Raw genomic sequence first — 20,671 nt, forward strand, 5'->3', positions numbered from 1 at the left:
GCCGCACGCTGTAGGGAAGGCCCATCTCCTCCAGCACCCAGACGACCCGGATCGATCGCGAGGTCTGTCCGCCCCACACGGTGATCATGCGCCGGCCCTTTCCTGGTGAGGATCGACCCTAGCGAACCTCATATGATCCTGGCGCGCCAGGCACAGACGAAGCCTAGCTGCAGCGAGGCCCGCGTTCCACCCCTGCGGACATCGACCGGGTCCGGCTTCCGGCGATCCAGGGAAGGTCTGCTTGTGGCGGCCTTGCTCGGGACCGCTCGCGACCCAAAGCTGACGGCAACCCAACCTTGCCTAAGGGCTCCAGTGGGTAATGTCGCAGGTGCCGTCTGGTCTCAGTTTCGCGCCAATGTCCAAGGTATTGGCCGCCTCAGCACAGACCTGCACGTTCTTTTCGTGACGCGTCTCTCCGTAACGGGGCGGCCCATGGGCGCACCCTGAAAGGAGCAGGATGAACAGAAGCGGGGCGGGCAGATGCAGCTTCATCAGCGGGAGCCTTCTCGCCCAGCATCCGCTTTCCACCGCTTCGAGACCTTCGGCGCGTCCCCATCCGAGTACTTGCGCACCGGGTTCGATCGCCAGGACCCAAGAGGGCCTATTCTGTAGTCAGGCCGATGAATTTTCTTATCTCCTCGCAGTCTATGTCCGGCGCACGAGGTGCGGGTGACCAATTCGAGCTTACGCCCGTGGGAACCCACCCGGCGGGCGTCTTGACCCCCGCGTTCCAGCCCATTTCCGCAATCGCTTCTCGGACTTCAGCATCCCAGACGGGGTCGCCGGAGGACAACGCCACGATCGCCTGATGTCGAAACACGCACAGCACGGCCACCCGCTTTTTGGGCAGTGAATGTCCGGGATCGCGGGGCTCATAGGGGCATCGGGCGGGGCCAACCAATGCCGCATGGCAGGGTGGAGGATCGGACGGGCCGGGAGCTGAGAAGGTGAGGCCCAGCGCCGCCGCGACGCCGACAAAAAGCGATGTCCGACCTGTTGCCATAGGCCAGCCTAGCCTTAGAGCGCGGGCTAATCCATGCGTAGAGGAAGCTTGCAGCTTCTCACTGTCGGATCTCTCAAGGCGCGCAGAATCGCCGCGTCCGGTCAGTGACCGCGTGAGCGATGAAGAATGCCGGAGGGCCGCTTTCCACCCTTAGCAGGCTGTTGAAGAAGTCGGCCACGGCTTGGCGGTGAAGGCGATTTCGTCGCCGCCGTGGAAGATAATTTCTCCGGCGAGCGAGCCGTCGGGCTGAATTTCGGCCCATCCCTCGCCGCAGGCTTCATCCATCTCGTCGTTGCCGTCCCAACTGAACTGGACAGCATCGGCATCGTCATCGAGGTGGCCCGGGAAGGTCCCGGTGACGCATCCGAAGGCGAACTCGCCGCCGGCGGGGCCGAACAGGATGTAGGCAGGACCCATCATGTCGGGAAAGTCGGCCTCATAATCCGGCATCTCGACGATCCGCCACTTGCCCTGGAGGGTCATGCCGGAGCCTCGATGAGCTTGGGCAGGCGGACCAGATTGTAGGCCGCCGCCGCGAGGGCGAAGGCCCATCCGACCTTGTCCCGGCCTCGGAACCGGGTCTTGCGCTGACCGGCTATGGTCTTGATCCAGCCGAACCCTTCCTCGATGCGCTTGCGGATCTTCTGGCTCATGCCGTAGCCGGGATGACGGGTGGTGCGCCCGTCGATGGCCGAGCGACGGCGGTTGGTGTTCTGGGCCACGTGCGGGCGCACGTTCATCGACTTCAGCTCGTTGACGAAGTCCTCGGCGTCATAGCCCTTGTCCGCGCCCAGGCTGATCGCGCGGGGCCGGTCGGCGCGCGGCTCGCTCATCGACAGGGCGGCGTTGCGTTCGGCGTGGCCGTCCGCGGCGGTCAGGCGGGTGTCGACGATCAGGCCCGAGCGGTTCTCCATCAGGGTGTGGCCGATGAAGCAGAGCCTGGCCTCCATGCCCGGTCCCTTGCGGTACAGTCTCGCCTCAGGATCGGTGGTGCTCCGGTGCGTCTCGTTCGAGCGCTTCTGGCCCTTGAAGTCCACGTCGGAGTTGCGCCCGCCCCCCGAAGCTGGAGGTGGCGGCGCGTCATCCTCGCCCGGTTCCCTGGGCTTGAAGCTCTTCATGGAAGCCCAGGCCTCGATCAGCGTGCCATCGACGCTGAAGTGGTCGGTGGACAGCAGCCGCTTGACCTGCGGCTGGACCAGCACCGCGGCCAGGAACTTGGCGGCGATCTCGCCTTCCAGCAGCCGGTCGCGGTTCTTGGTGAAGCTCGAATGGTCCCAGGCCGGATCATCGACCCCCAGCCCCACGAACCAGCGGAACAGCAGGTCGAACTCCAGCCGTTCCATCAACTGCCGCTCCGAGCGGATCGAATAGAACGCCTGCAGCAGCATCGCCCGCAGCAGCATCTCCGGCGGAACCGACGGCCGGCCCATCCCCGAATAGAGCTGTGAAAAGTCCTCGCTCAGGCTCTCAAGCGCCGCGTCGGTGAAATGACGAATCCGCCTCAGCGGATGATCGCGCCTCACCCGCGCCTCCAGGTCCACGTACGAGAACAACGATCCCGAGCGCTTGTCCGAACCCCGCATCACCTTCCCCTCAACACCTCTGGGAAGGAGTGAATCATGCCGAGTCCGACGCCGCTACGGACTTCTTCAACAGCCTGTTAGGCGAAGTTCATGGCGCCCGCTGCTCGGCAGGACGTCGGTGACGGCTCTCGACCGAGGCTGTATCGAACGCCGACCGTGAGTTAGCATCCCGGGGTCACTTCTCCAGGGTTCGCGCTTCGTCGAGGGTGTTGGTTTGGGGATCGCCACGATGGGTCTGGAGAAACTGGCGCGCCGGAGCCGGGCGCATGAGGCGGTGGCGACACCCCTCGCGGCGCTCAGCGACGGCGACCTGGCAGCCCTGTTGGACGCGGCAGACTGGCGGGTCAGCTTCCATGGCAGCGAGAGCGCGATCCTGGATTTCGCGGGCCGGAGGGTGTTCGCCAAGCGCATGGCGTTGACCCGCCGCGAGCTCGACGCCGGGCCGGCGGGAAGCGTCACCGCTGATCTCTTCGGCCTGCCCAGCCTCTACCAATATGCCGTGGGCTCGGCGGGTTTCGCTGCGGGGCGGGAGCTGGCGGCCGCCCGGATGACGAGCGGCTGGGTGCTGGCCGGAGCCTGCCCACACTTTCCGATCCTGCACCACGCGCGGGTGCTGCCGCGCACGGCGCCGAAGCTCAGCGAGCGGCAGCTGGCCTGGCTGGCGCGGATCCCGGAGTTCTGGTCGGGAAACCCGGCGATCATCGCCAGGGTCGATGAGGTGACCCGCGCCCCGGCCAATATCGTGATGATCCAGGAATTCGTAGGCCGGGACCTGGAGACCTGGCTGAAAGTCGCGCGGCCGAGGGGCGCGAAGCTGGCGGCCGCGCACGATCAGTGGATGGGCGCCGTCGCCTTCATGAACAAGCGGGGCCTTTTCCACTTCGACCTGCACGCCCGCAACCTGTTGACCGACGGCGAAGACCTCTACCTCGCCGACTTTGGCTATGCGCTTGGGTCCGGGTTCGATCTCTCACCGGAAGAGCGGGCGTTCCTGGTCGCCCACGCCGACTATGACAGCGCCTATGCCCGGTGGGCCTATGCCCGGTGGCTGGAGGCGGCGAAGCGGCGCCCCCCCGCCGTGCGGCCGATCCTCGCCCGTGAGGCGCCGGTGGCGGCGATCATGGACGCCTTCCTGCACGCCTTGCCTGGGACGAAGGCGGCCCCGGCTCCGGGATATCCGGCGCAGGCGGTGGGGGCGGCGCTGGCGGGGTTGGGAGTGGCGTTGGGTGAGCAGCTCACCGTGTGAGAGCGTTGAACGCCACCCCATCACCCAGGGCGGTCATTCCGAAGGTCCGCTGGACGGCTGCGTTCCGGCGGAGGTTTGGGGGGTCAAATAGCGCCTCTAACCTCAAGCCAGCGCCCCAGCCAACCCTCCGGGAAGGTTCACCACCTCAGCAGCCGCCGCCCCGCCAGGGCGCCCAGCAGGGCTGTCACCGCCATGCCCGCGGTGTACCAGAGGGCCACGAAGGCTGCGGCGCTCTCGTCACAGTGGAAGGCATAGATCCAGGCGCCAATGGCCCCGGCGCAGCCGCCGGCCACGAGGCCCGACAGGACCAGTCGCGTGGGAGCCAGGCCCCGCAAGGCCCAGATCGCGCCGGCCAGGATGGGAATGCTGAGGACCGCGATGCGCCAGGGACAGACCTCGGCGGAGTCGCCCATCACCATCCCTCGGGCGATCACCGGGTCGGCGTTCGCCAGCCGCCACAGCGCCATGCCGCCGACCAGGGCGAAGGGGGCCGCCAGCGACCATGCCAGGGAGCCCATGGACCCGCCGGGCCGCGCCACCCGGATCAGGGCGGCGGCCAGCACCGCCGAACAGGCCAGGGTGTAGGCGAACTTCACCCAGAACATCGTCCCGGTCATGGCGTCCATCAGGTCGGGCCGCACGCCCAGCCAGAAGATCATCAGCAGGGCCGAGAAGAAGGCTCCGGACCCCAGGCCGATCAGGATGCGCCGCGTGACCCACCAGGGCGACGCCGGCTCAAGGTCAGAGGTCAGCCGTTCGATCAAGTCGTCAGTTTTCACCGGCGCCTCCGAACTTGGCGGTCAGCGCCTTCAGGCCGCGGTGGACGGCGACCTTCACCGCCGTCTCGCTCAAGCCATGCTTCTGCGCGGCCTCGCGGGTCGACAGCCCCTCCACCTTCACGTCGCGGATCAGGGCGCTGGTGCGGGCCGAGACCTGCGCCAGCACCTTGTCGAGGTCGCGCTTGACCACCAGGTCCTCGGCGCCGCCGTCGGTGAACAGGTCGCTGGCCGCCTCCAGCGGCGAGGAGGGACGCACCTTCATCCGCCGCAGATGGTCGATCATCTTGTAGCGCGCGATCGCATAGGCCCAGGCGGTGAAGGGCTGCTGCGGATCATAGGTGGCGCGACGGGTATGCACGGCGATCAAGGTTTCCTGAACAAGGTCTTCGGCCTCGGGCGTCCCGAAGCCCATCCGCCGGGCGTAGTAGCGGCGCAGCAGGCGGCCCAGTTCTCCCAGCAGAGCGCGATGCGCCGCGGCGTCGCCGGCCAGGCCGGCGAGCATCAAGGCCCGCAGTTGCGCTTCAGTCTGGTCCACGTGTCTCCCCCAGGTACGCGGGCGGGGCGGAAGTCGTTACACCGAGCCTAGCTGTAACCGAACCCGGCGGCGCGGCGAACCTGTTGAGCGAAAGGGAGTGTTCGAATGCCCCGTCTGCTCGGTCTGGCTCTCAGCCTGACCCTCGTCCTGCCCGCCGTGGCCCAGCCGAAGCCGCTCACCGTGGTGGAGCTGTTCACCAGCCAGGGCTGTTCCTCGTGTCCCCCGGCCAACGCCAACCTCGCCAAGCTGGCCGACCGCCCCGATGTGCTCGCCTTGAGTTTCGGCGTCACCTACTGGGACAAGCTCGGCTGGAAGGACACCTTCGCCAGCAAGGCCTATACCGACCGCCAGTGGGCCTACGCCAAGGGCCTGCGCCACACCCAGGTCTGGACGCCCCAGGTGGTGGTCAACGGGCGCACCGACGTGGTGGGGAACAGGCTCGCCGAGATCGAGAGCGCGGCCCGCAGGTCGCCGATGGCGGCCGGGCCTCAGCTCTCCGTCGAGGACGGCGTCCTGACCGTGGGCGCGGCCAAGCCGGCCAAGGCCGACGTCTGGCTGGTGCGCTATGACCCGGCCATCGTCCAGACGCCGGTCAAGCGCGGCGAGAACACCGGCAAGACCCTGCCCCACCGCAACGTGGTCCACGAAATGACCCGTCTGGGCGCCTATACCGGCCAGGCCGTCACCTACCGCCTGCCGACGGGCGCCGATCCCCGACTGAAGACCGCCATCCTGGTCCAGGCCGGTCCTGGCGGCCCGATCCTGGCCGCCGCCAAGACCTGACTATTCCGCCGCCATCAGCGCCGGATGGTCGTGCAGGGAGGGGTCGAGACCCTTGCCCATCAGGTCGATGAAATTGTCGCGGTAGAAGCCGCGTTTGGCGGCGTCCGAGGCGCCCTCCAGGGCGTCGTTGAACCGCTTCAGCGGATTGCGGCCGCCCTCCACGTGCGGGAAATCCGACGAGAACAGGCACATCTCCGGGCCGGAATTGGCGATGATCCAGGCGGTGTCCTCGTGCGGATAGGGGGTCACGCGGAACTGCCGGCGCAGGATCTCGCTGGGCTTGGCCGAGAGTTTCTGCAGCCGCTCCTCCTTGCCGAAGGCCGCCGCGCCTGAGTCCATGAACCGCATCAGGCTGGGCAGCCAGGACGCCCCCAGCTCGATGGCTCCGAACTTCAGGTTCGGGAAGCGGTCGAAGACCCCGTCGATCACCAGGGCCGACAAGGTCTGCCACACCGACAGCGGGATGGTCATGAAGGTCAGCGAGGTGAAGTTCTCCGCCCCGCCGTGGAAGTCCAGCACCTGCGGCCCGCCGTTCTCCAGATAGGCCTTGTGCATCTTCTCCTCGCCGCCGACGTGGAACAGGATCGGCACGCCGGCCTCCTGGGCCACCGCCCAGAGCGGGTCGAGGCCGCTATGGCTGGGGGAATGGTGCGGCGGATGGCGCGAGGGAATGACCAGGCCCTTGGCGCCCAGCGCGATGGCCTCGCGAGCGATGTCAGGTGCGCGCCCGATGTCCACGAGGCTGACATAGCCCGTCGCCAGCAGGCGGCGGTCCACCGAACAGAAGTCGGTCATCATGCGGTTGTGAGCCCGGGCGCCGGCCACGGCCAGCTCGACCTCCCCCATCTCCTCCAGCCCGTAGTTGCCCAGCGCCGCGGTGGTGAAGACCAGCTGGCTGGTGAAGCCCAGCAGGTCCAGCGCCTTGGGCCGGTCCTCGTTCCGGAACGAGCCGATCGCCTGGTAGTTCTTGCGCAGCAGCAGGTTGGCTTCGTCGCCGGCGCGGAATTCCGGATCGTCGTGCAGGGCTTGGGCCTTGGCGGTCCATTCGACGAGGGCGTTTTTCTTGATGGTCTTGGCCGCGAAGTCTTCGCGGAGACCCGGCTCGACATAGGGGATAATGGCCCCGGGAAGCTCCATGACATGGCTGTCGGCGTCATGGATGGTCTGGCCCTCGACATAAGGCATGGCGATCTTCCCTGATGACTTCTTTTCTTGCCGACAGTTCGGACCCAAGCGCACCCGACGTCAAGCTGTTCACGCGCCATCCGGCCGAGGTCGCCCGCGAGCTGATCGGGATGATCCTCACCGTGGACGGCGTCGGCGGCCGCGTCGTGGAGACCGAGGCCTATCACCACGAGGACCCCGCCAGCCACGCCTATAACGGCCAGACGGCGCGCAATGGGGCGATGTTCGGGCCGGTCGGCCACGCCTATGTCTACCGGTCCTACGGCCTGCACTGGTGTTTGAACATCGTCTGCGGCGACACCCCGGGCAGCGCCGTGCTGATCCGGGCCCTCGAGCCGACGGCCGGGATCGAGCTGATGCGTGAACGGCGCGGTATGGAGGCGTTGCGCCTGCTGTGCGCCGGGCCCGGGCGGCTGTGCCAGGCGCTTGGGGTCACCCTCGCGCATGACGGCCTGCCGCTGGGGGCGGCGCCCTTCGCGCTGGAGCCGTCGTTGCAGGATTGGGAGATCGCGGTGGGGCCGCGCATCGGCCTCACCAAGGCGATCCAGACCCCCTGGCGCTACGGTCTGGCCGGCTCGAAATTCCTGAGCCGGCCGTTCCCGAAAGTCGTAGCGTCCTAGAGTTGGGCCAGCAGGTAGTCGGCGGCCGAGACCTTGAATTCGCCGGGAGCCTCGACGTTCAGTTCCTTCACCACGCCATCCTCCACGATCATGGAGTAGCGCTGCGAGCGCAGGCCCAGGCCGAACTTGGAGCCGTCCATGTCCAGGCCCACGGCCTTGGTGAAGTCGCCGGCCGGATCGGCGATCATCTGCAGGGTGTCCATGACGCCCTGGTTCTCGCCCCAGGCCTTCATGACGAAGGCGTCGTTGACCGACAGGCAAACGATGGTGTCGACGCCCTTGCCCTTGATGTCTCCGGCCAGGTCCTTGTAGCCGGGCACGTGCTTGGCCGAGCAGGTGGGGGTGAAGGCGCCGGGGACGGCGAAGAAGGCCACCTTCTTGCCTGCGAAGATCTCGTCGGTGGTGGTGGGCTTGGGACCTTCGGCGGTTCCGGCGATGAGGTTGGCGCTGGGCAGCTTGTCGCCGACTTTGATGGTCATGGTCTCTCTCCCGTGATGGCGTTGGAACCCAGATAAACCCGCTGGGCAGGGGTTCAACGCAGAACTTCTGGGGTCGAGACTTGAAAGCGCCGCGTTCGGCTTCAAACTAGGGGTGATGGACGACGCCACCTTCCTCTGCGGCCAGCTCTTGATCGCCATGCCGGGCATCGGCGATCCACGCTTCGAGCGCGCCCTGGTGCTGATCTGCGCCCACGACGAGACCCACGCCATGGGCATCGCGGTGAACCGGCCGGTCGAGGGCCTGACCGTGCCGGACCTGCTGAAGCGCCTGGACGTCACGGCGCAGATCGAGATCCCTCCCGACCTGGTGCTGATCGGGGGGCCGGTGCAGCGTGAGCGCGGCTTCGTGGTCCACACCGACGACTACAGCGCCGGCGACCACAGCATCGAGCTGGGGGGCGGCGTCGCCCTGACCCCCACCCGCGAGGCGCTTGAGGCCATGGGCGCGCAGGATCACCCGCGCCGCGCCCTGCTGGCGCTGGGCTATGCCGGCTGGGGCGCCGGGCAACTGGAATACGAGATCCGCGAGAACGTCTGGCTCACCTGCGCCGCCGACGAGGCCCTGATCTTCGACCCCGACCACGAGAGGAAGTGGACCAAGGCTCTGGCCAAGCTGGGGGTGGACGCCAGTCTGCTGACGGCGGAGGCGGGACGGGCCTAACCGCGCGCCTTCACCGGCGCCGCGCCGTCGACATAGCTTTCGTTGAGATAGACCTCGGCTTCCTGGGCCGACAACGCCGGCGCGTAGCCGAAGCCCTGGCCGTAGTCGCAGCCCACCGCCAGCAGGGCCTTGGCCATCTGGGCGTTCTCGACGCCCTCGGCGACGACTTCCAGGTCGAGGTCCTGGCCCAGCTTCACCACCGAGGTGACGATCTTCGCCGAGCCTTCGTTGGTGGCCATGGTGCGCACGAAGTAGCGGTCGATCTTCAGGGTGTCGAAGGGCAGCCGGGTCAGGTAGCTGAGCGATGAGAAGCCGGTGCCGAAATCGTCGAGGGCCAGGGCCGCGCCGGCTTCCCGCAGCTTGCCCAGGATCACAGCCGCCCGGTCGGGATCGCGCATGACGTCGCCTTCGGTGACCTCCAGCTTCAGCGCGCCCGGCGGCAGGCCGGTGTCGCGACGGATGCGCATGACGTCGGAGACGAGGTCTGGCCGGTCGATCTCGCCGGTGGAAAGGTTGACCGCCACCGTGAGGTCGCCGGCCGCCCGGTGGTTGTTGCGCCAGACGGCGAGTTGCTCGGCGGCCTGGCGCATCATCAGGGCCCCCAGGTCGCTCATCAGTCCCATTTCTTCGCAGAGCGGCAGGAACTGATCGGGGGACAGCAGGCCACGCCGGGGATGTTTCCAGCGCACCAGGGCCTCGAAGCCCGACAGCGCCCCTGTCGAGAGGCGCACGATGGGCTGGTAGTAGGCCGAAAGCTCGCCACGCCCGATGGCCCCGCGCAGATCGCTTTCCAGAGCCAGGCGCGACAGGCCGTCGGTCTCCATGGTGCGGCCATAGGCGGCCCCGCCGCCACGGCCGTTGCTCTTGGCTGATTCCACGGCGAGCTCGGCCCGGCGCAGCAATTCGGCCGCCTCGGGCGCCTCGTCGCCGCCCATGGCCTCGACAGCGCCGATGGACAGGGTGGGATGGATATCGAAGCCGGCGACCCGCAGGGGCTGTTCCAGGGCCTTGCGCAGGGTGTCGGCGGCGCTGATGGCGCGAATGGGGCTCAGCAGGGCGAACTCGTCCTCGCCGATGCGAGCCATCAGCACGCCGGGCGGGAAGGCCGCGGCCATGCGAGAGCCGAGCGCCGCCAGCACCAGATCGGCGCGCTCGTGGCCGAGCGCCTCGTTCAGACGGCGCAGGCGGTCGAGGTCGGCTACCACCAGCTCGTGGACGCCCGGGGTCTGCAGACGCTCGCGGGCCTGGGCGATGAAACTCTTGCGGTCCAACAGGCCGGTCAGCTTGTCGACGTCGGAGGCGGCGAACTTGGTCTCCGGCGCCACGACGCCGGCGGCGCGCAGTCCCTCCTCCAGCCAGACGCCGCGCCAGATGCAGACGCCGCCGGCCCGCATCCGCAGGCGCACGGCGATCTCGCTGCCCGGCTCCTGGACGCGCAGCACTTCCTCGGCCAGGGCCCGGTCCTGGGGCATGGCGAGCGCCCGCATGGCGGCGGACGAACATTCGGGGGCAAGCGGGCCGAGGCCCAGGGCGCGCGAGGCGCCGGTTATGCGCAGCCGGTCGCGCTCCGGCTCCCATAGCCACAGGGCCACGTCGGCGGCGCCCAACGCTTCAAGCGTCGTCGTGGCGTCCCAGATCCAACGGTCGTTCGGCATCGCCTCGACTAACTCTGGTCTCGCGCCGGCTAGACCGACACTCCTTGATCAGGCTCCAGAGCCGCGCGAAGCGGCGAGACAAGCCCGAACAGGACATGATCTCGCCAAACGCCGTTAATTTTTAAATAAGCCTTGGCATATCCCTCCTCGGCGAACCCGGCCCGATTGAGCAGTTTCCGGCTGGGTTCGTTGGTCGGAAGGCAGGCGGCCTCGAGACGATGCAGGGCCAGGGTCCGGAAGGAAAACAGGGTGAGCGCCCGGACGGCGGCCAGGGTTTGTCCTTGCCGGGCAAAGGCTTGGCCGCACCAATAGCCCACCGATCCCATCTGGGCGACGCCCCGGCGGACGTTGGAAAGCGTGATGCCGCCCGTCAGAGCCTCGTCGCTACTGCGGAAAACGAAAAACGGATAGGCCGATCCTGCCTCGCGATCCCGGGCATAGGCGGTCAGTCTGCGCCGAAAGGCCGCGCGGCTCAGGTCGTCGGCGGGCCAGATTGGCTCCCAGGGTTGCAGGAAATCGCGCGAGGCGGCGCGCAGCTCGCGCCATGCCTCGAAGTCGGCGCTGCGGGCCGGGCGCAGGAACACGCCCTCGCCTTCCACGCGTAGGCCGCTTTCCGGCGCGATCCAGTCCAGCAGGGCCATGAGGAGAAGGTCGACCGTGGGGCCGAGGGCGTCAAGCTCTCTAGCCGAACAGCGCCTTCTGGAACGCGTCGGCGGCCTTGAGCGCGGCCTTGGGACCCAGCACGCTGACCGCCGCCTTGCCCGGCGCCAGCAGGGAAGCGCCCAGCCGGGCCAGGTCGGCGGCCTCGACGGCGTCGATCTGCTCAGCGATCTCGGCGGTGGCCAGCAGACGGCCAAACAGCAGCACCTGGCCAGCGGCCTGCTCGGTGCGCGACTGCAGCGACTCGCGCGCCATGAACATACCGGCCTTGAGCTGGGCCTTGGCGCGGGCCAGTTCGGCGGCCTCGACGCGCCCGGCCAGGCTCTGGATTTCACCGGCCGCCACCTTGGCCAGTTCGGCGGCGTCCTTGGCCGCGCAGCCGGCGAACACACCCAGCACGCCGGTGTCGGCATAGGTCTCGGAATAGGCGTCCACCGCATAGGCCAGGCCGCGCTTCTCGCGCGCCTCCTGGAACAGCCGCGAGGCCATGCCGCCGCCCAGGATCTCGGCGAACAGGCGTAAGGGAAAATAGTCGTCGTGGCGCACGCCCACGGCCGGCAGCAGGAACACCAGGTTCGCCTGCTCCAGCGACTTGGACGCCGTCTCGCTGCCGCCGGTGAACACACCCGGCGCGGCGTCGGGAATCGGCCGCCCCACGGCCCCGCCGAAATCCCGCTCGGCGAGCTTGAGCACCTCGTCCTCGGTGATCGCGCCGGAGGCCGAGAAGATCAGGGTCTGGGGCGCATAGAGCGCCGCGCGCCAGTCGGAGAGGGTCGCCTGGGTGGCCGGGGCGATGGAGGCGTCGGTGCCCAGGATGGACCGGCCCAGGGCCTGGTCGCGGAAGGCCGCCCCCTGGGCCATCTCGAAGACCACGTCGTCGGGGGTGTCGGTGGCCTCGGCGATCTCCTGGCCCACCACCTGCTTTTCCCGCGTGAGATCAGCAGGCTCGATCACCGGGCGCTGGATCAGGTCGGCCAGCACCGCGGAGCCCAGGTCCAGCCCCCCGGCCAGAGCGCGAATCTGGAAGCTGGTGCGCTCATAGCCGGTGGCGGCGTTGATGGAGCCGCCCTCGGCTTCCACGACCTCGACGATCTCGCGGGCCGAGCGCCCGCCCGCGCCCTTGAAGACCATGTGTTCGAGCAGGTGGGACCAGCCCGACCGGGCCTCGTCCTCGAACCGCGCCCCGCGGCCGGCGACGACGGACAACGCCACGGTCTCGAGTCCCGGGACCGGGTCACAGACGACGCGGACGCCGTTGGAGAGGGTGTGGAGCGTGGCCAGGATCAGCTTTCCGCGAAGGCCCGGACGTAGGCCTTGATGGTGTCGGCGTCGGCCGGCAGGCGGTCGAAGCGCTCGGCCTTGCCCGCCAGGTTCTGGGCGCTGCGGGGCATGACCGGGGTCTCGCCGCAGGCGGCGCTGACGGCTTCCGGGAACTTCGCGGCATGGGCCGTCGACAGCACCACGATGGGATCGGTCATCGCTCGCGCCCGGCGGAAGGCGGCCATGCCCACGGCGGTATGCGGGTCGATCAGTTCACCGGTCTCGTTCAAGGTGGCGACGATGGAGCCGCTGGTCTCGCGCTCGTTGATGGCGACGCCCACGAAGGTCTCGCGCATCATGGCCAGGGCGCCCGGCGGAATGTCGATGACCCCGGTGTCCCCGAAGGCCTTGAAGGCCCGTGCGGTCTCGACGCCATCGCGGCGGACGGCCTCGAAATAGAGCCGCTCGAAATTGGACGCCGACTGGATGTCCATGGCCGGTGACTGGGTCTGGGCGACGGCCCCACGACCGTAGCGGCCGTCCTGGAAGGCGCGGGCCAGGATGTCATTGGAATTGGTGGCCACGATGATCTTGGAGATCGGCAGGCCCATGCGCTTGGCCATGAAGCCCGCGAAGCCGTCACCGAAATTGCCCGAGGGCACCGCGAAGGCCACCGGGCGATGCGGCGCGCCAACCGCCACGGCGCTGGTGAAGTAATAGACCGCCTGGGCGACGATGCGGGCGAAGTTGATGGAGTTCACCGCCGACAGACCGACGGCCTGCTTGAGGCTCTGGTCGGAGAGCGCGTCCTTGAGGATCGCCTGGCAGTCGTCGAAGGTGCCGGAGACCGAGACGCAGCGGACATTGTCCTCGCCCGCCGTGGTCATGAAGCGGCGCTGCACCTCGCTGATGCGGCCGTCAGGGAACATGGCGACGATGCGGGTGTTGGCCCGGCCGCGGAAGGCCTCCACCGCCGCCCCGCCGGTGTCGCCGGAGGTGGCGCAGAGGATGGTCTGGGTGCGATTCTGGGCGGCCAGCACGTGGTCGCTCAGCCGGGCCAGAAGTTGCATCGCGACGTCTTTGAAGGCGAGGCTCGGCCCGTGGAACAGCTCGGCCATGAAGCCGCCCGGATAGAGCTGCTTCACCGGCACCACGGCGGCGTGGGTGAAGGCGCCGTAGGCCTCGGCGCACATCTCCGCGAGGGTTTCACGAGCGATCTCGTCGCCGACAAAGCGCGCCAGGACCTCGGTGGCCACATGGGCATAGGGCTTGCCGGCGAAGGCCGCGATCTCGCTGTGGGTCAGGCTCGGCCATTCCTCCGGCACATAGAGGCCGCCGTCGGGCGCCAGGCCCGCCAGGATCGCATCGACAAAACCGACCGAGGGCGACTGCCCCCGCGTAGAAACGTACCGCATCAAGCCTTCCACCACCGCCAGAGCATGGCGGCATAGACGGCGGCCAGGGCCCCCGCAAGGCCGAACCAGGTCAGGGCGTATTCGAGATGGCGGTTGGGGATTTCCGCCGGGAGCGGCTCAGGCTTCAGGGCCTGCCAGCCGGGGTTGGAACTGGTCTCCGCCGCCAGGATGATCGGCGCCGGCGCCGTGGCCTGCAACCGCGCGGCCATCGCGGGCACATCGCGGGAGTACCAGTGATTGCCGGCCACGTCGTTGGGCGGGGTCACGAAAGTCGCCTTGTCCGGCGAGCGCAGCACGCCCACCAGGGCCACCGGCGTGCGGTCGGCCGGGTTCACTTGCGGTCGCGCGGAGATCACGTCGGCGATGAAGCCGCGGTCCACCAGGATCGAGCGGTAGGTGGCGCTCTCGACCGCGCAGGCCGAGATGAGACGCAGGCCGGCGCCGCTCTCCCGGACCGAGTAGAGTTCCAGATAGGGGGCGGCGCCGAGGCCGGGGCACTCGACCTTCACACGGATGAAGTCGCCCTGGCCGCCCTGGGCCAGGCTATCGAGGACGGGGCCGAGGGGACGGGCAGGAGCCGCCTGCAGGGCGGCGATGCGCCCCAGCAGATCGGTCTTCCAGGCCAGGCGCTGCATCTGCCAGGCCCCCAGCCAGACAAGAATGCCCGCCGCGATGAGCGTGGCGATGGTCAGGCCGAGGGGAAAACCCTTGCGGGAGGAGGGATCAGTCCTGTCCGTCATGACGCGCCTCGGATGCCCGGTTGGCGAACTGGGCCGCCAGCATGATCCCCTTGAAGGGCCGCAGCAGGCCAAGGCAGAGGAACAGCGTCAGGGGCAGCCAGATGATCATGGTCAGCCAGATGGGCGGATCAAAAGAGAACTGGGTGAAGAGCGCCCCGAAGCAGGCCAGGAATCCGGCGACCAGGATGACAAAGACAGCGGGGCCGTCACCACTGTCGGCCTTGGCCAGATCGTAACCGCACGCCTCGCAGCGTGCGGCGACTTTCAGAAAGCCCGAGAAGAGGGGTCCTTCTCCGCAGTTGGGGCAGCGGCCCAAGAGCCCCGCCAGCAGCGGATTGTGACCCCTCATCGGATTAGTGGGCGCCAGCCGCTCCGCCGAACACGACGTAGATGAAGGCGAACAGGAACAGCCAGACAACGTCCACGAAGTGCCAGTACCAGGCGGCGGCTTCGAAGCCGAAATGCTGCTTGGGGCTGAACCCGGCGCCCATCATGCGGATCAGACAGATCGCCAGGAAGATGGTGCCGATCAGGACGTGGAAGCCGTGGAAGCCCGTGGCCATGAAGAAGGAGGAGCCGTAGAGACCGGCGTTGGAGGCCGCCTCGCTGAAGAAGTACTTGTGCTCCAGGATGTGGTGATACTCGTAGGCCTGGATGGCGGTGAAGATGGCGCCCAGGGCGATGGTCAGGGCCAGACCGATCTTCGCGCCCTTGCGGTCACCCACCTGCAGGGCATGGTGGCTCCAGGTGACGGTGGTGCCCGACAGCAGCAGGGTCAGGGTGTTGACCAGGGGGAGGTTCCAGGCCGGGACCAGTTCGACGCCGGCCGGCGGCCAGGTGGCCCAGGCGGTGCGGACTTCCTCGATGGAGGACAGCGTCCGGGCCTCATGGAACAGGGCCATCTCGAAGAAGATCCAGAACCAGGCCACGAAGAACATCACTTCGGAGGCGATGAACATGATCATGCCGTAGCGCAGGCCGATGGCCACCACCGGGGTGTGGTCACCCTGGTTGGCTTCCTTCACGACATCCATCCACCAGCCGAGCATGGTGTACAGCACGCCGGCGAAGCCCGCGTAGAAGACCCACGGCGTGCCCTCGGGCAAACCGAACAGGCCCTTCATCCAGATCACACCGCCCAGGGCCATGACCGTCGCGGCGATCGAGCCGATCAGGGGCCAGGGGCTGGGATTCACCAGGTGGTAGTCGTGCTTGACGTCGCCGGCAGACATAATCGGTCCTAACCCCTCTCAAATCTCAAAGCCGTGGGCGCCTCTCCGCGTCCCACGACCGTCGTAACGGAGGCTATAGCCCCGCGTTGGTGTGTCCGCCAAGGGCCGAAGGAACCTTGGCCTGCGATGCATCGGCGCGCCGGCTCGCCTTCTCCGCGTCCACGGACGGGAAGAAGGTGTAGGACAGCGTCACCTCGGGCTTGCCCTTGGTCTCGAAATCGTCCGCGTATTTCGGATCGACGAAGTAAACCACGGGAAACTCGATGGTTTTTCCGGCCGGAATGGTCTGGTCGGAGAAGCAGAAGCACTCCAGCTTCTGGAAATAGGCGCCGGCCGACTCCGGGACGACGTTGTACAGGGCCCGGCCGGTCATCGGGACCGAGCCGTTGTTCGTGACCTTGAAATAGGCCAGCCCGGTTTCGCCGATTCGCACGTTCTGGCTGGTCTGCTCGGACGTGAAGGTCCAGGGCAACTCGCGGACATTGGTGTCGAAGCGGATCAGCAGCTTCCGGTCCAGCACGGTGTCGGGCGCGGCGTCGGCCTTACGCACCACGCCATCGAAGCCGGTGAGCTGGCAGAAGGCCTTGTACAGCGGAACCGAGGCGTAGGCCGCGCCGACCATGCCGAGGAACCCCACGGCGCAGATGGCGCCCAGTTTCCGGTTTCGGCGGGCCTGGGGGGAGAGCGACGGCCTAGCCATGGGGGGTATTGGCCCCCATGCGCACGACGGTGACGATGAACACCAGGATCATGAACAGGGCCAGGCCCAGCGCCAGAGCGATGTTGCGACCGCGTCGCGCCTTGGCGTCGACCGGACCTTCGTTCTGCGGATCGCTCATCAAAAACCTCCGAAGGCAGGCAGGTCGAGGAGATGCTCGGCCAACAGGGTGGCGAAGAGCAGGGTCAGATAGAGGATCGAGAAGGCGAACAGGTTGCGGGCGTCCTTGGCGGCGGCCTTGACGTCATAGAGGCCGTCGTCCTGGCGCGGGTCGGCCGCGTCCCCGGCCCGGCTCTTGAACACCCGCCAGGCCAGGACCAGGAAGATCAGCCCCCCGCCCGCGGCCACCGCCAGATAGGTCATGCCGCCAAGGCCGGTGAAGGCCGGGACCAGGCACAACGGCGTGAACAGCAGGCTGTAGATCAGGATCTGCTTGCGGGTCGACTTCGCGCCCGCCACCACCGGCATCATGGGTACGCCGGCCTTTTCGTAGTCTTCGCTGGTGTAGAGCGACAGCGCCCAGAAGTGGGGTGGGGTCCACATGAAGATGATGGCGCACAGCAGCCAGGCGTTCAGTGGCACCGTCCCGGTGGCCGCGGCCCAGCCGATGACCGGCGGCAGGGCGCCGGCCAGGCCGCCGATGACGATGTTCTGCGGCGTCGAGCGCTTCAGCCACATCGTGTAGACGACCGCGTAAAAGACGATGGTGAAGGCCAGCAGGCCCGCCGCCAGCCAGTTCACAGTCATGCCCAGCAGCATGATGGAGAACATCGACAGCACGATCCCAAGCGCGAGCGCGTCGGCGCCCTGCACCCGGCCGGCCGGAACCGGACGGCCGCGCGTGCGGCGCATCTTGGCGTCGATATCGGCGTCGAACCACATGTTCAGCGAGGCCGAGGCCCCTGCCCCCACAGCGATGCAGAGCACGGCGATGGCGCCCAGGATCGGGTTGATCGGCGCCTCAGCGCAGACCATGCCGGTGATGGCGGTGAACACCACCAGCGACATCACGCGCGGCTTCAGCAGCTGCAGGAAGTCCTGCCAGCGGGCGGGCGCACGGCTCGTGGGAAGGGCTGACGACATCGTCATGGTTCTACTCTCATACGTCGAAGGGCGCGCGCCGGATCGGTCCAGCCCGCGCCCCTCGGAAGTTCTTGGTGAGGGCGCGACCTAGTGCAGGTCGGGCTTGATCACCGGCAGCTCGCTGAACTGGTGGAACGGCGGCGGCGAGGACAGGGTCCACTCCAGCGTCGTGGCGCCTTCGCCCCAGGGATTGGCCTCGGCCTTGCGGCGCGAGATGGCGGCTTCAGCAAGCAGCACCAGGAAGACCACCACACCGAACGCCGTGATGGCGTAGCCGATGGAGGAGACCTGGTTCCAGAGGGTGAAGGCCTCCGGATAGTCCACATAGCGGCGGGGCATGCCCTGCAGGCCGAGGAAGTGCTGCGGGAAGAAGATCAGGTTCACCCCGATGAAGGTGATCCAGAAGTGGGTGGCGCCCAGCCACTCGCGGTACTTCACGCCCCAGATCTTCTCGAACCAGTAGTAGAAGCCCGCGAAGATGCCGAACACGGCGCCCAGCGACAGCACGTAGTGGAAGTGAGCCACGACGTAATAGGTGTCGTGCAGGCTGTAGTCGACGCCCGCATTGGCCAGCACCACGCCGGTCACGCCGCCGACGGTGAACAGGAAGATGAAGCCCATCGCCCAGAGCATGGGCGTCTTGAAGTCGATGGAGCCGCCCCACATCGTGGCGATCCAGGAGAACACCTTCACGCCGGTCGGCACCGCGATGACCATGGTCGCGGCCACGAAGTAGGCGCGCAGATTGATGGTCATGCCCACCGTGTACATGTGGTGGGCCCACACGACGAAACCGATGAAGCCGATGGCGACCATGGCGTAGGCCATGGCGAGATAGCCGAAGACAGGCTTCTTGGAGAAGGTCGAGACGATGTGACTGACCATGCCGAAGGCCGGCAGGATCAGGATGTACACTTCAGGGTGCCCGAAGAACCAGAACAGGTGCTGGTACATGACCGGGTCGCCGCCGCCGGCGGCGTCGAAGAAGTGGGTGTTAAAGTTACGGTCGGTCAGCAGCATGGTGATCGCGCCGGCCAGGACGGGCAGCGAGAGCAGCAGGAGGAAGACCGTCACCAGGATCGACCACACGAACAGCGGCATGCGGTGCAGGGTCATGCCCGGCGCGCGCATGTTGAAGATGGTGGTGATGAAGTTGATGGCGCCGAGGATGGAGCTGGCGCCGGCCAGGTGGACCGAAAGGATGGCGCAATCCATGGCCGGACCGGTGTGGCCCGAGGTGGAAAGCGGCGGATAGAGGGTCCAGCCGCCGCCGAAGCCCTTGCCGGGACCGCCGTCGACGAACATCGAGATCAGCAGCATCACCCAGGCCGCCACCAGCAGCCAGAAGGAGATGTTGTTCATCCGCGGGAAGGCCATGTCCGGCGCGCCGATCATCAGCGGCACGAACCAGTTGCCGAACCCGCCGATCATGGCGGGCATGACCATGAAGAAGATCATGATCAGGGCGTGGGCGGTGACGACGGCGTTGTAGCCGTGCTTGGACGCCTCGATCACACCGAGGCTGTCCAGCAGGGAGCCGGGACGGAAGACCTGAATCCCCGGTTCAAAGAGCTCCCAGCGGATCAGACCCGAGAGCGCGCCACCGACCAGGCCCGCCATGATGGCGAAGATCAGGTAGAGCGTGCCGATGTCCTTGTGGTTCGTCGACAGGAACCAACGGGTGAAGAACCCGGGGATGTGTTGATCGTGATCGTCGTGATGATCGTGAGCGGCGGCGTTTGCCATCGTACGCGTGTCCTAGATCAGAGCGCGGCCGGCGCCGGAGCGGGCGCGGGCGGCGTGGAAGTCGGCGTCGCCGCGGCCGGAGCCGGCGCGGCGGGATTGGTCGGCGAGGCGGGGGCCGGCGTCGTAGCCGAGACCGGGACCGCAGCGTCCGCAGCGGCGGGAGTCGCCGGCGCGGCGCCGACGGGCGAGCCGCCCTTCTTGGCGACCCAGGCGTCGAAATCCGCCTGGCTCAGCACGTGGACCTCGATGGGCATGAAGGCGTGGTCGACGCCGCACAACTCACGGCACTGGCCGTAATAGATGCCCGGGCGATCGGCCATGAACCAGGTCTCGTTGACCCGGCCGGGCACGGCGTCGGTGATCACCCCGAAGGCAGGGACGGCGAAGGCGTGGATCACGTCGGCGCCGGTGACCAGCACACGGACGACCTGGTTCACGGGAACCACCAGCGGCTCGGTGGACGCCAGGAGATAGGGGACCTTCTTGGCCTTGGCCTCATCCTCGGGAAGGATGTTGGAGACGAACTCACCGATCTTCTGGTCGGGGTACTCATAGCCCCAATACCACTGATAGCCGGTGGCCTTCACCGTCATATAGGGCTTGGGCATGTCGTGGTAAGCGAACAGCAGCTTGAACGAGAAGATCGAGATGCCCATCAGGATCAGGACAGGAACAACCGTCCAGATGATCTCGATCGGCGTGTTGTGGCTCCACTTGGCCGGGATCGGGTTGGAGCGCTTGTTGTAGCGCACCACGATCCAGATCAGCAGGCCCAGCACGAACACGCAGATGGCCGTGATGATCGGCAGCAGAATGATGTTGTGGAAGAAGATCGCGTCCGCACGCAGGGGGGTGACCCCCGGCTGCAGGTCAATTCCACCCGGCGTGGGCTGACCCACGAGATCTTCAGCCAGGGCCGAGAGGCCCCAGAATGCTGTCATCGCGCCCGCTGCGGCCCCGGCCGCCAGCGCTCGCATACCTTGAAACCTCGACGTCATGTCCCCTCGGTCTGCTTGGCAGGCCGCGTCTCGCCGAAACGATCGCCGCCGCCGCCGTCATACAGGAACGGCCCCGCAAACTGGCGAGGATCGGCCCTTCAGCGGGGTGCATACGCGCTCGCCGACGCCTTGCCAAGGCGGTAGAGCCGCCTATGGCGCGGCGGTGGCGCGAGAGGGCGGAATCTTCGGCGGGCAAAGGGGCTCTGGACGATGTGACGCACGCTGCGCCGACCCGTGATCGATGAAGGGGCGGGCCGGCCTTCCGGGGC

At 67.6% G+C, this 20,671-nt stretch carries 22 protein-coding genes; 4 read left to right on the forward strand and 18 right to left on the reverse strand.

All coding sequences use genetic code 11. The features are described from left to right. Nucleotides 1-1,153 precede the first annotated feature (1,153 nt). Both AAC997_RS17125 and AAC997_RS17130 read right to left on the reverse strand, forming a co-directional pair. Entirely contained in the window at nucleotides 1,154-1,486 is a 333-nt protein-coding gene (locus tag AAC997_RS17125) for a hypothetical protein (RefSeq protein ID WP_340646912.1), read from the reverse strand. Beyond that, nucleotides 1,483-2,586: an IS5 family transposase gene (locus tag AAC997_RS17130; protein WP_340646913.1), complete on the reverse strand. Its 1,104-nt coding sequence runs from the start codon at nucleotides 2,584-2,586 to the stop codon at nucleotides 1,483-1,485. Before AAC997_RS17130 ends, AAC997_RS17125 begins: the two co-directional genes overlap by 4 nt. Nucleotides 2,587-2,815: 229 nt before the next feature. Between AAC997_RS17130 and AAC997_RS17135 the strand changes: the two genes are divergently transcribed. Beyond that, entirely contained in the window at nucleotides 2,816-3,832 is a 1,017-nt protein-coding gene (locus AAC997_RS17135; RefSeq protein WP_340646914.1) for a hypothetical protein, read from the forward strand. 137 nt (nucleotides 3,833-3,969) lie between these two features. Here AAC997_RS17135 and AAC997_RS17140 read toward each other — a convergent pair whose 3' ends face one another. Together AAC997_RS17140 and AAC997_RS17145 are read right to left on the reverse strand one after the other, a co-directional pair. Further along, complete coding sequence (locus tag AAC997_RS17140) at nucleotides 3,970-4,611, reverse strand: DUF1109 domain-containing protein (protein ID WP_340646915.1); 642 nt, start codon at nucleotides 4,609-4,611, stop codon at nucleotides 3,970-3,972. Then, a complete protein-coding gene (locus AAC997_RS17145) occupies nucleotides 4,601-5,146 on the reverse strand; it encodes a sigma-70 family RNA polymerase sigma factor (protein ID WP_340646916.1) in 546 nt (181 codons plus the stop codon). The genes AAC997_RS17140 and AAC997_RS17145 overlap by 11 nt, the downstream gene beginning before the upstream one ends. A gap of 105 nt (nucleotides 5,147-5,251) precedes the next feature. Here AAC997_RS17145 and AAC997_RS17150 point away from each other — a divergent pair, with 105 nt between their 5' ends. Next, nucleotides 5,252-5,929 (forward strand): DUF1223 domain-containing protein, encoded by a 678-nt coding sequence (locus AAC997_RS17150; RefSeq protein ID WP_340646917.1) that lies wholly within the window; start codon nucleotides 5,252-5,254, stop codon nucleotides 5,927-5,929. Here AAC997_RS17150 and AAC997_RS17155 read toward each other — a convergent pair whose 3' ends face one another. Beyond that, the gene (locus tag AAC997_RS17155; RefSeq protein ID WP_340646918.1) at nucleotides 5,930-7,114 is read right to left on the reverse strand and encodes an amidohydrolase family protein; all 1,185 of its coding nucleotides are present in this window, start codon (nucleotides 7,112-7,114) and stop codon (nucleotides 5,930-5,932) included. Nucleotides 7,115-7,128: 14 nt separating this feature from the next. Here AAC997_RS17155 and AAC997_RS17160 point away from each other — a divergent pair, with 14 nt between their 5' ends. Further along, complete coding sequence (locus tag AAC997_RS17160) at nucleotides 7,129-7,734, forward strand: DNA-3-methyladenine glycosylase (protein ID WP_340646919.1); 606 nt, start codon at nucleotides 7,129-7,131, stop codon at nucleotides 7,732-7,734. Here the strand turns inward: AAC997_RS17160 and AAC997_RS17165 are convergent. Beyond that, complete coding sequence (locus tag AAC997_RS17165; protein ID WP_340646920.1) at nucleotides 7,731-8,213, reverse strand: peroxiredoxin; 483 nt, start codon at nucleotides 8,211-8,213, stop codon at nucleotides 7,731-7,733. The two genes, AAC997_RS17160 and AAC997_RS17165, sit on opposite strands and share 4 nt — an antisense overlap. A gap of 115 nt (nucleotides 8,214-8,328) precedes the next feature. Here AAC997_RS17165 and AAC997_RS17170 point away from each other — a divergent pair, with 115 nt between their 5' ends. Continuing rightward, nucleotides 8,329-8,895, forward strand: coding sequence for a YqgE/AlgH family protein (locus AAC997_RS17170; protein ID WP_340646921.1), 567 nt, complete (start codon nucleotides 8,329-8,331; stop codon nucleotides 8,893-8,895). Here the strand turns inward: AAC997_RS17170 and AAC997_RS17175 are convergent. From AAC997_RS17175 to coxB, 12 genes are all read right to left on the reverse strand, one after another. Then, a complete protein-coding gene (locus AAC997_RS17175; RefSeq protein WP_340646922.1) occupies nucleotides 8,892-10,550 on the reverse strand; it encodes a bifunctional diguanylate cyclase/phosphodiesterase in 1,659 nt (552 codons plus the stop codon). The two genes, AAC997_RS17170 and AAC997_RS17175, sit on opposite strands and share 4 nt — an antisense overlap. A 29-nt stretch (nucleotides 10,551-10,579) precedes the next feature. Further along, nucleotides 10,580-11,191 (reverse strand): GNAT family protein, encoded by a 612-nt coding sequence (locus AAC997_RS17180; RefSeq protein WP_340646923.1) that lies wholly within the window; start codon nucleotides 11,189-11,191, stop codon nucleotides 10,580-10,582. Between the two features lie 40 nt (nucleotides 11,192-11,231). Then, a complete protein-coding gene (locus AAC997_RS17185) occupies nucleotides 11,232-12,494 on the reverse strand; it encodes a pitrilysin family protein (protein ID WP_340646933.1) in 1,263 nt (420 codons plus the stop codon). After that, complete coding sequence (gene thrC, locus AAC997_RS17190; protein WP_340646924.1) at nucleotides 12,494-13,885, reverse strand: threonine synthase; 1,392 nt, start codon at nucleotides 13,883-13,885, stop codon at nucleotides 12,494-12,496. Before thrC ends, AAC997_RS17185 begins: the two co-directional genes overlap by 1 nt. After that, nucleotides 13,885-14,625, reverse strand: coding sequence for an SURF1 family cytochrome oxidase biogenesis protein (locus AAC997_RS17195; protein WP_340646925.1), 741 nt, complete (start codon nucleotides 14,623-14,625; stop codon nucleotides 13,885-13,887). The genes thrC and AAC997_RS17195 overlap by 1 nt, the downstream gene beginning before the upstream one ends. Then, the gene (locus tag AAC997_RS17200) at nucleotides 14,609-14,974 is read right to left on the reverse strand and encodes a DUF983 domain-containing protein (RefSeq protein WP_340646926.1); all 366 of its coding nucleotides are present in this window, start codon (nucleotides 14,972-14,974) and stop codon (nucleotides 14,609-14,611) included. The genes AAC997_RS17195 and AAC997_RS17200 overlap by 17 nt, the downstream gene beginning before the upstream one ends. A gap of 4 nt (nucleotides 14,975-14,978) precedes the next feature. Continuing rightward, a complete protein-coding gene (locus AAC997_RS17205; protein WP_340646927.1) occupies nucleotides 14,979-15,857 on the reverse strand; it encodes a cytochrome c oxidase subunit 3 in 879 nt (292 codons plus the stop codon). A gap of 73 nt (nucleotides 15,858-15,930) precedes the next feature. Then, nucleotides 15,931-16,557, reverse strand: a complete 627-nt coding sequence (locus tag AAC997_RS17210) for a cytochrome c oxidase assembly protein (RefSeq protein ID WP_340646928.1) — start codon at nucleotides 16,555-16,557, stop codon at nucleotides 15,931-15,933. Beyond that, entirely contained in the window at nucleotides 16,550-16,696 is a 147-nt protein-coding gene (locus AAC997_RS17215; protein WP_340646929.1) for a hypothetical protein, read from the reverse strand. The genes AAC997_RS17210 and AAC997_RS17215 overlap by 8 nt, the downstream gene beginning before the upstream one ends. Then, entirely contained in the window at nucleotides 16,696-17,664 is a 969-nt protein-coding gene (gene cyoE / locus AAC997_RS17220) for a heme o synthase (protein ID WP_340646930.1), read from the reverse strand. The genes AAC997_RS17215 and cyoE overlap by 1 nt, the downstream gene beginning before the upstream one ends. Before the next feature lie 81 nt (nucleotides 17,665-17,745). Continuing rightward, nucleotides 17,746-19,404: a cytochrome c oxidase subunit I gene (gene ctaD / locus AAC997_RS17225; protein WP_340646931.1), complete on the reverse strand. Its 1,659-nt coding sequence runs from the start codon at nucleotides 19,402-19,404 to the stop codon at nucleotides 17,746-17,748. Between the two features lie 17 nt (nucleotides 19,405-19,421). Then, complete coding sequence (gene coxB, locus AAC997_RS17230; RefSeq protein ID WP_340646932.1) at nucleotides 19,422-20,402, reverse strand: cytochrome c oxidase subunit II; 981 nt, start codon at nucleotides 20,400-20,402, stop codon at nucleotides 19,422-19,424. Nucleotides 20,403-20,671: the final 269 nt, after the last annotated feature.

The sequence above is a fragment of the Phenylobacterium sp. genome, assembly GCF_037968635.1.
Classification (GTDB): Bacteria; Pseudomonadota; Alphaproteobacteria; order Caulobacterales; family Caulobacteraceae; genus Phenylobacterium.

Excerpts from the sequence above, each read along its gene's own strand:
- cyoE (WP_340646930.1), bottom strand. The coding sequence starts at position 17,664 with ATGACGATGTCGTCAGCCCTTCCCACGAGCCGTGCGCCCGCCCGCTGG.
- AAC997_RS17135 (WP_340646914.1), top strand. The coding sequence starts at position 2,816 with ATGGGTCTGGAGAAACTGGCGCGCCGGAGCCGGGCGCATGAGGCGGTG.
- AAC997_RS17150 (WP_340646917.1), top strand. The coding sequence starts at position 5,252 with ATGCCCCGTCTGCTCGGTCTGGCTCTCAGCCTGACCCTCGTCCTGCCC.
- AAC997_RS17200 (WP_340646926.1), bottom strand. The coding sequence starts at position 14,974 with ATGAGGGGTCACAATCCGCTGCTGGCGGGGCTCTTGGGCCGCTGCCCC.
- AAC997_RS17165 (WP_340646920.1), bottom strand. The coding sequence starts at position 8,213 with ATGACCATCAAAGTCGGCGACAAGCTGCCCAGCGCCAACCTCATCGCC.
- AAC997_RS17130 (WP_340646913.1), bottom strand. The coding sequence starts at position 2,586 with ATGCGGGGTTCGGACAAGCGCTCGGGATCGTTGTTCTCGTACGTGGAC.
- AAC997_RS17210 (WP_340646928.1), bottom strand. The coding sequence starts at position 16,557 with ATGGCTAGGCCGTCGCTCTCCCCCCAGGCCCGCCGAAACCGGAAACTG.
- ctaD (WP_340646931.1), bottom strand. The coding sequence starts at position 19,404 with ATGGCAAACGCCGCCGCTCACGATCATCACGACGATCACGATCAACAC.
- AAC997_RS17160 (WP_340646919.1), top strand. The coding sequence starts at position 7,129 with ATGACTTCTTTTCTTGCCGACAGTTCGGACCCAAGCGCACCCGACGTC.
- AAC997_RS17195 (WP_340646925.1), bottom strand. The coding sequence starts at position 14,625 with ATGACGGACAGGACTGATCCCTCCTCCCGCAAGGGTTTTCCCCTCGGC.
- AAC997_RS17215 (WP_340646929.1), bottom strand. The coding sequence starts at position 16,696 with ATGAGCGATCCGCAGAACGAAGGTCCGGTCGACGCCAAGGCGCGACGC.
- AAC997_RS17125 (WP_340646912.1), bottom strand. The coding sequence starts at position 1,486 with ATGACCCTCCAGGGCAAGTGGCGGATCGTCGAGATGCCGGATTATGAG.
- AAC997_RS17175 (WP_340646922.1), bottom strand. The coding sequence starts at position 10,550 with ATGCCGAACGACCGTTGGATCTGGGACGCCACGACGACGCTTGAAGCG.
- AAC997_RS17170 (WP_340646921.1), top strand. The coding sequence starts at position 8,329 with ATGGACGACGCCACCTTCCTCTGCGGCCAGCTCTTGATCGCCATGCCG.
- AAC997_RS17180 (WP_340646923.1), bottom strand. The coding sequence starts at position 11,191 with ATGGCCCTGCTGGACTGGATCGCGCCGGAAAGCGGCCTACGCGTGGAA.
- thrC (WP_340646924.1), bottom strand. The coding sequence starts at position 13,885 with ATGCGGTACGTTTCTACGCGGGGGCAGTCGCCCTCGGTCGGTTTTGTC.
- AAC997_RS17155 (WP_340646918.1), bottom strand. The coding sequence starts at position 7,114 with ATGCCTTATGTCGAGGGCCAGACCATCCATGACGCCGACAGCCATGTC.
- AAC997_RS17205 (WP_340646927.1), bottom strand. The coding sequence starts at position 15,857 with ATGTCTGCCGGCGACGTCAAGCACGACTACCACCTGGTGAATCCCAGC.
- coxB (WP_340646932.1), bottom strand. The coding sequence starts at position 20,402 with ATGACGTCGAGGTTTCAAGGTATGCGAGCGCTGGCGGCCGGGGCCGCA.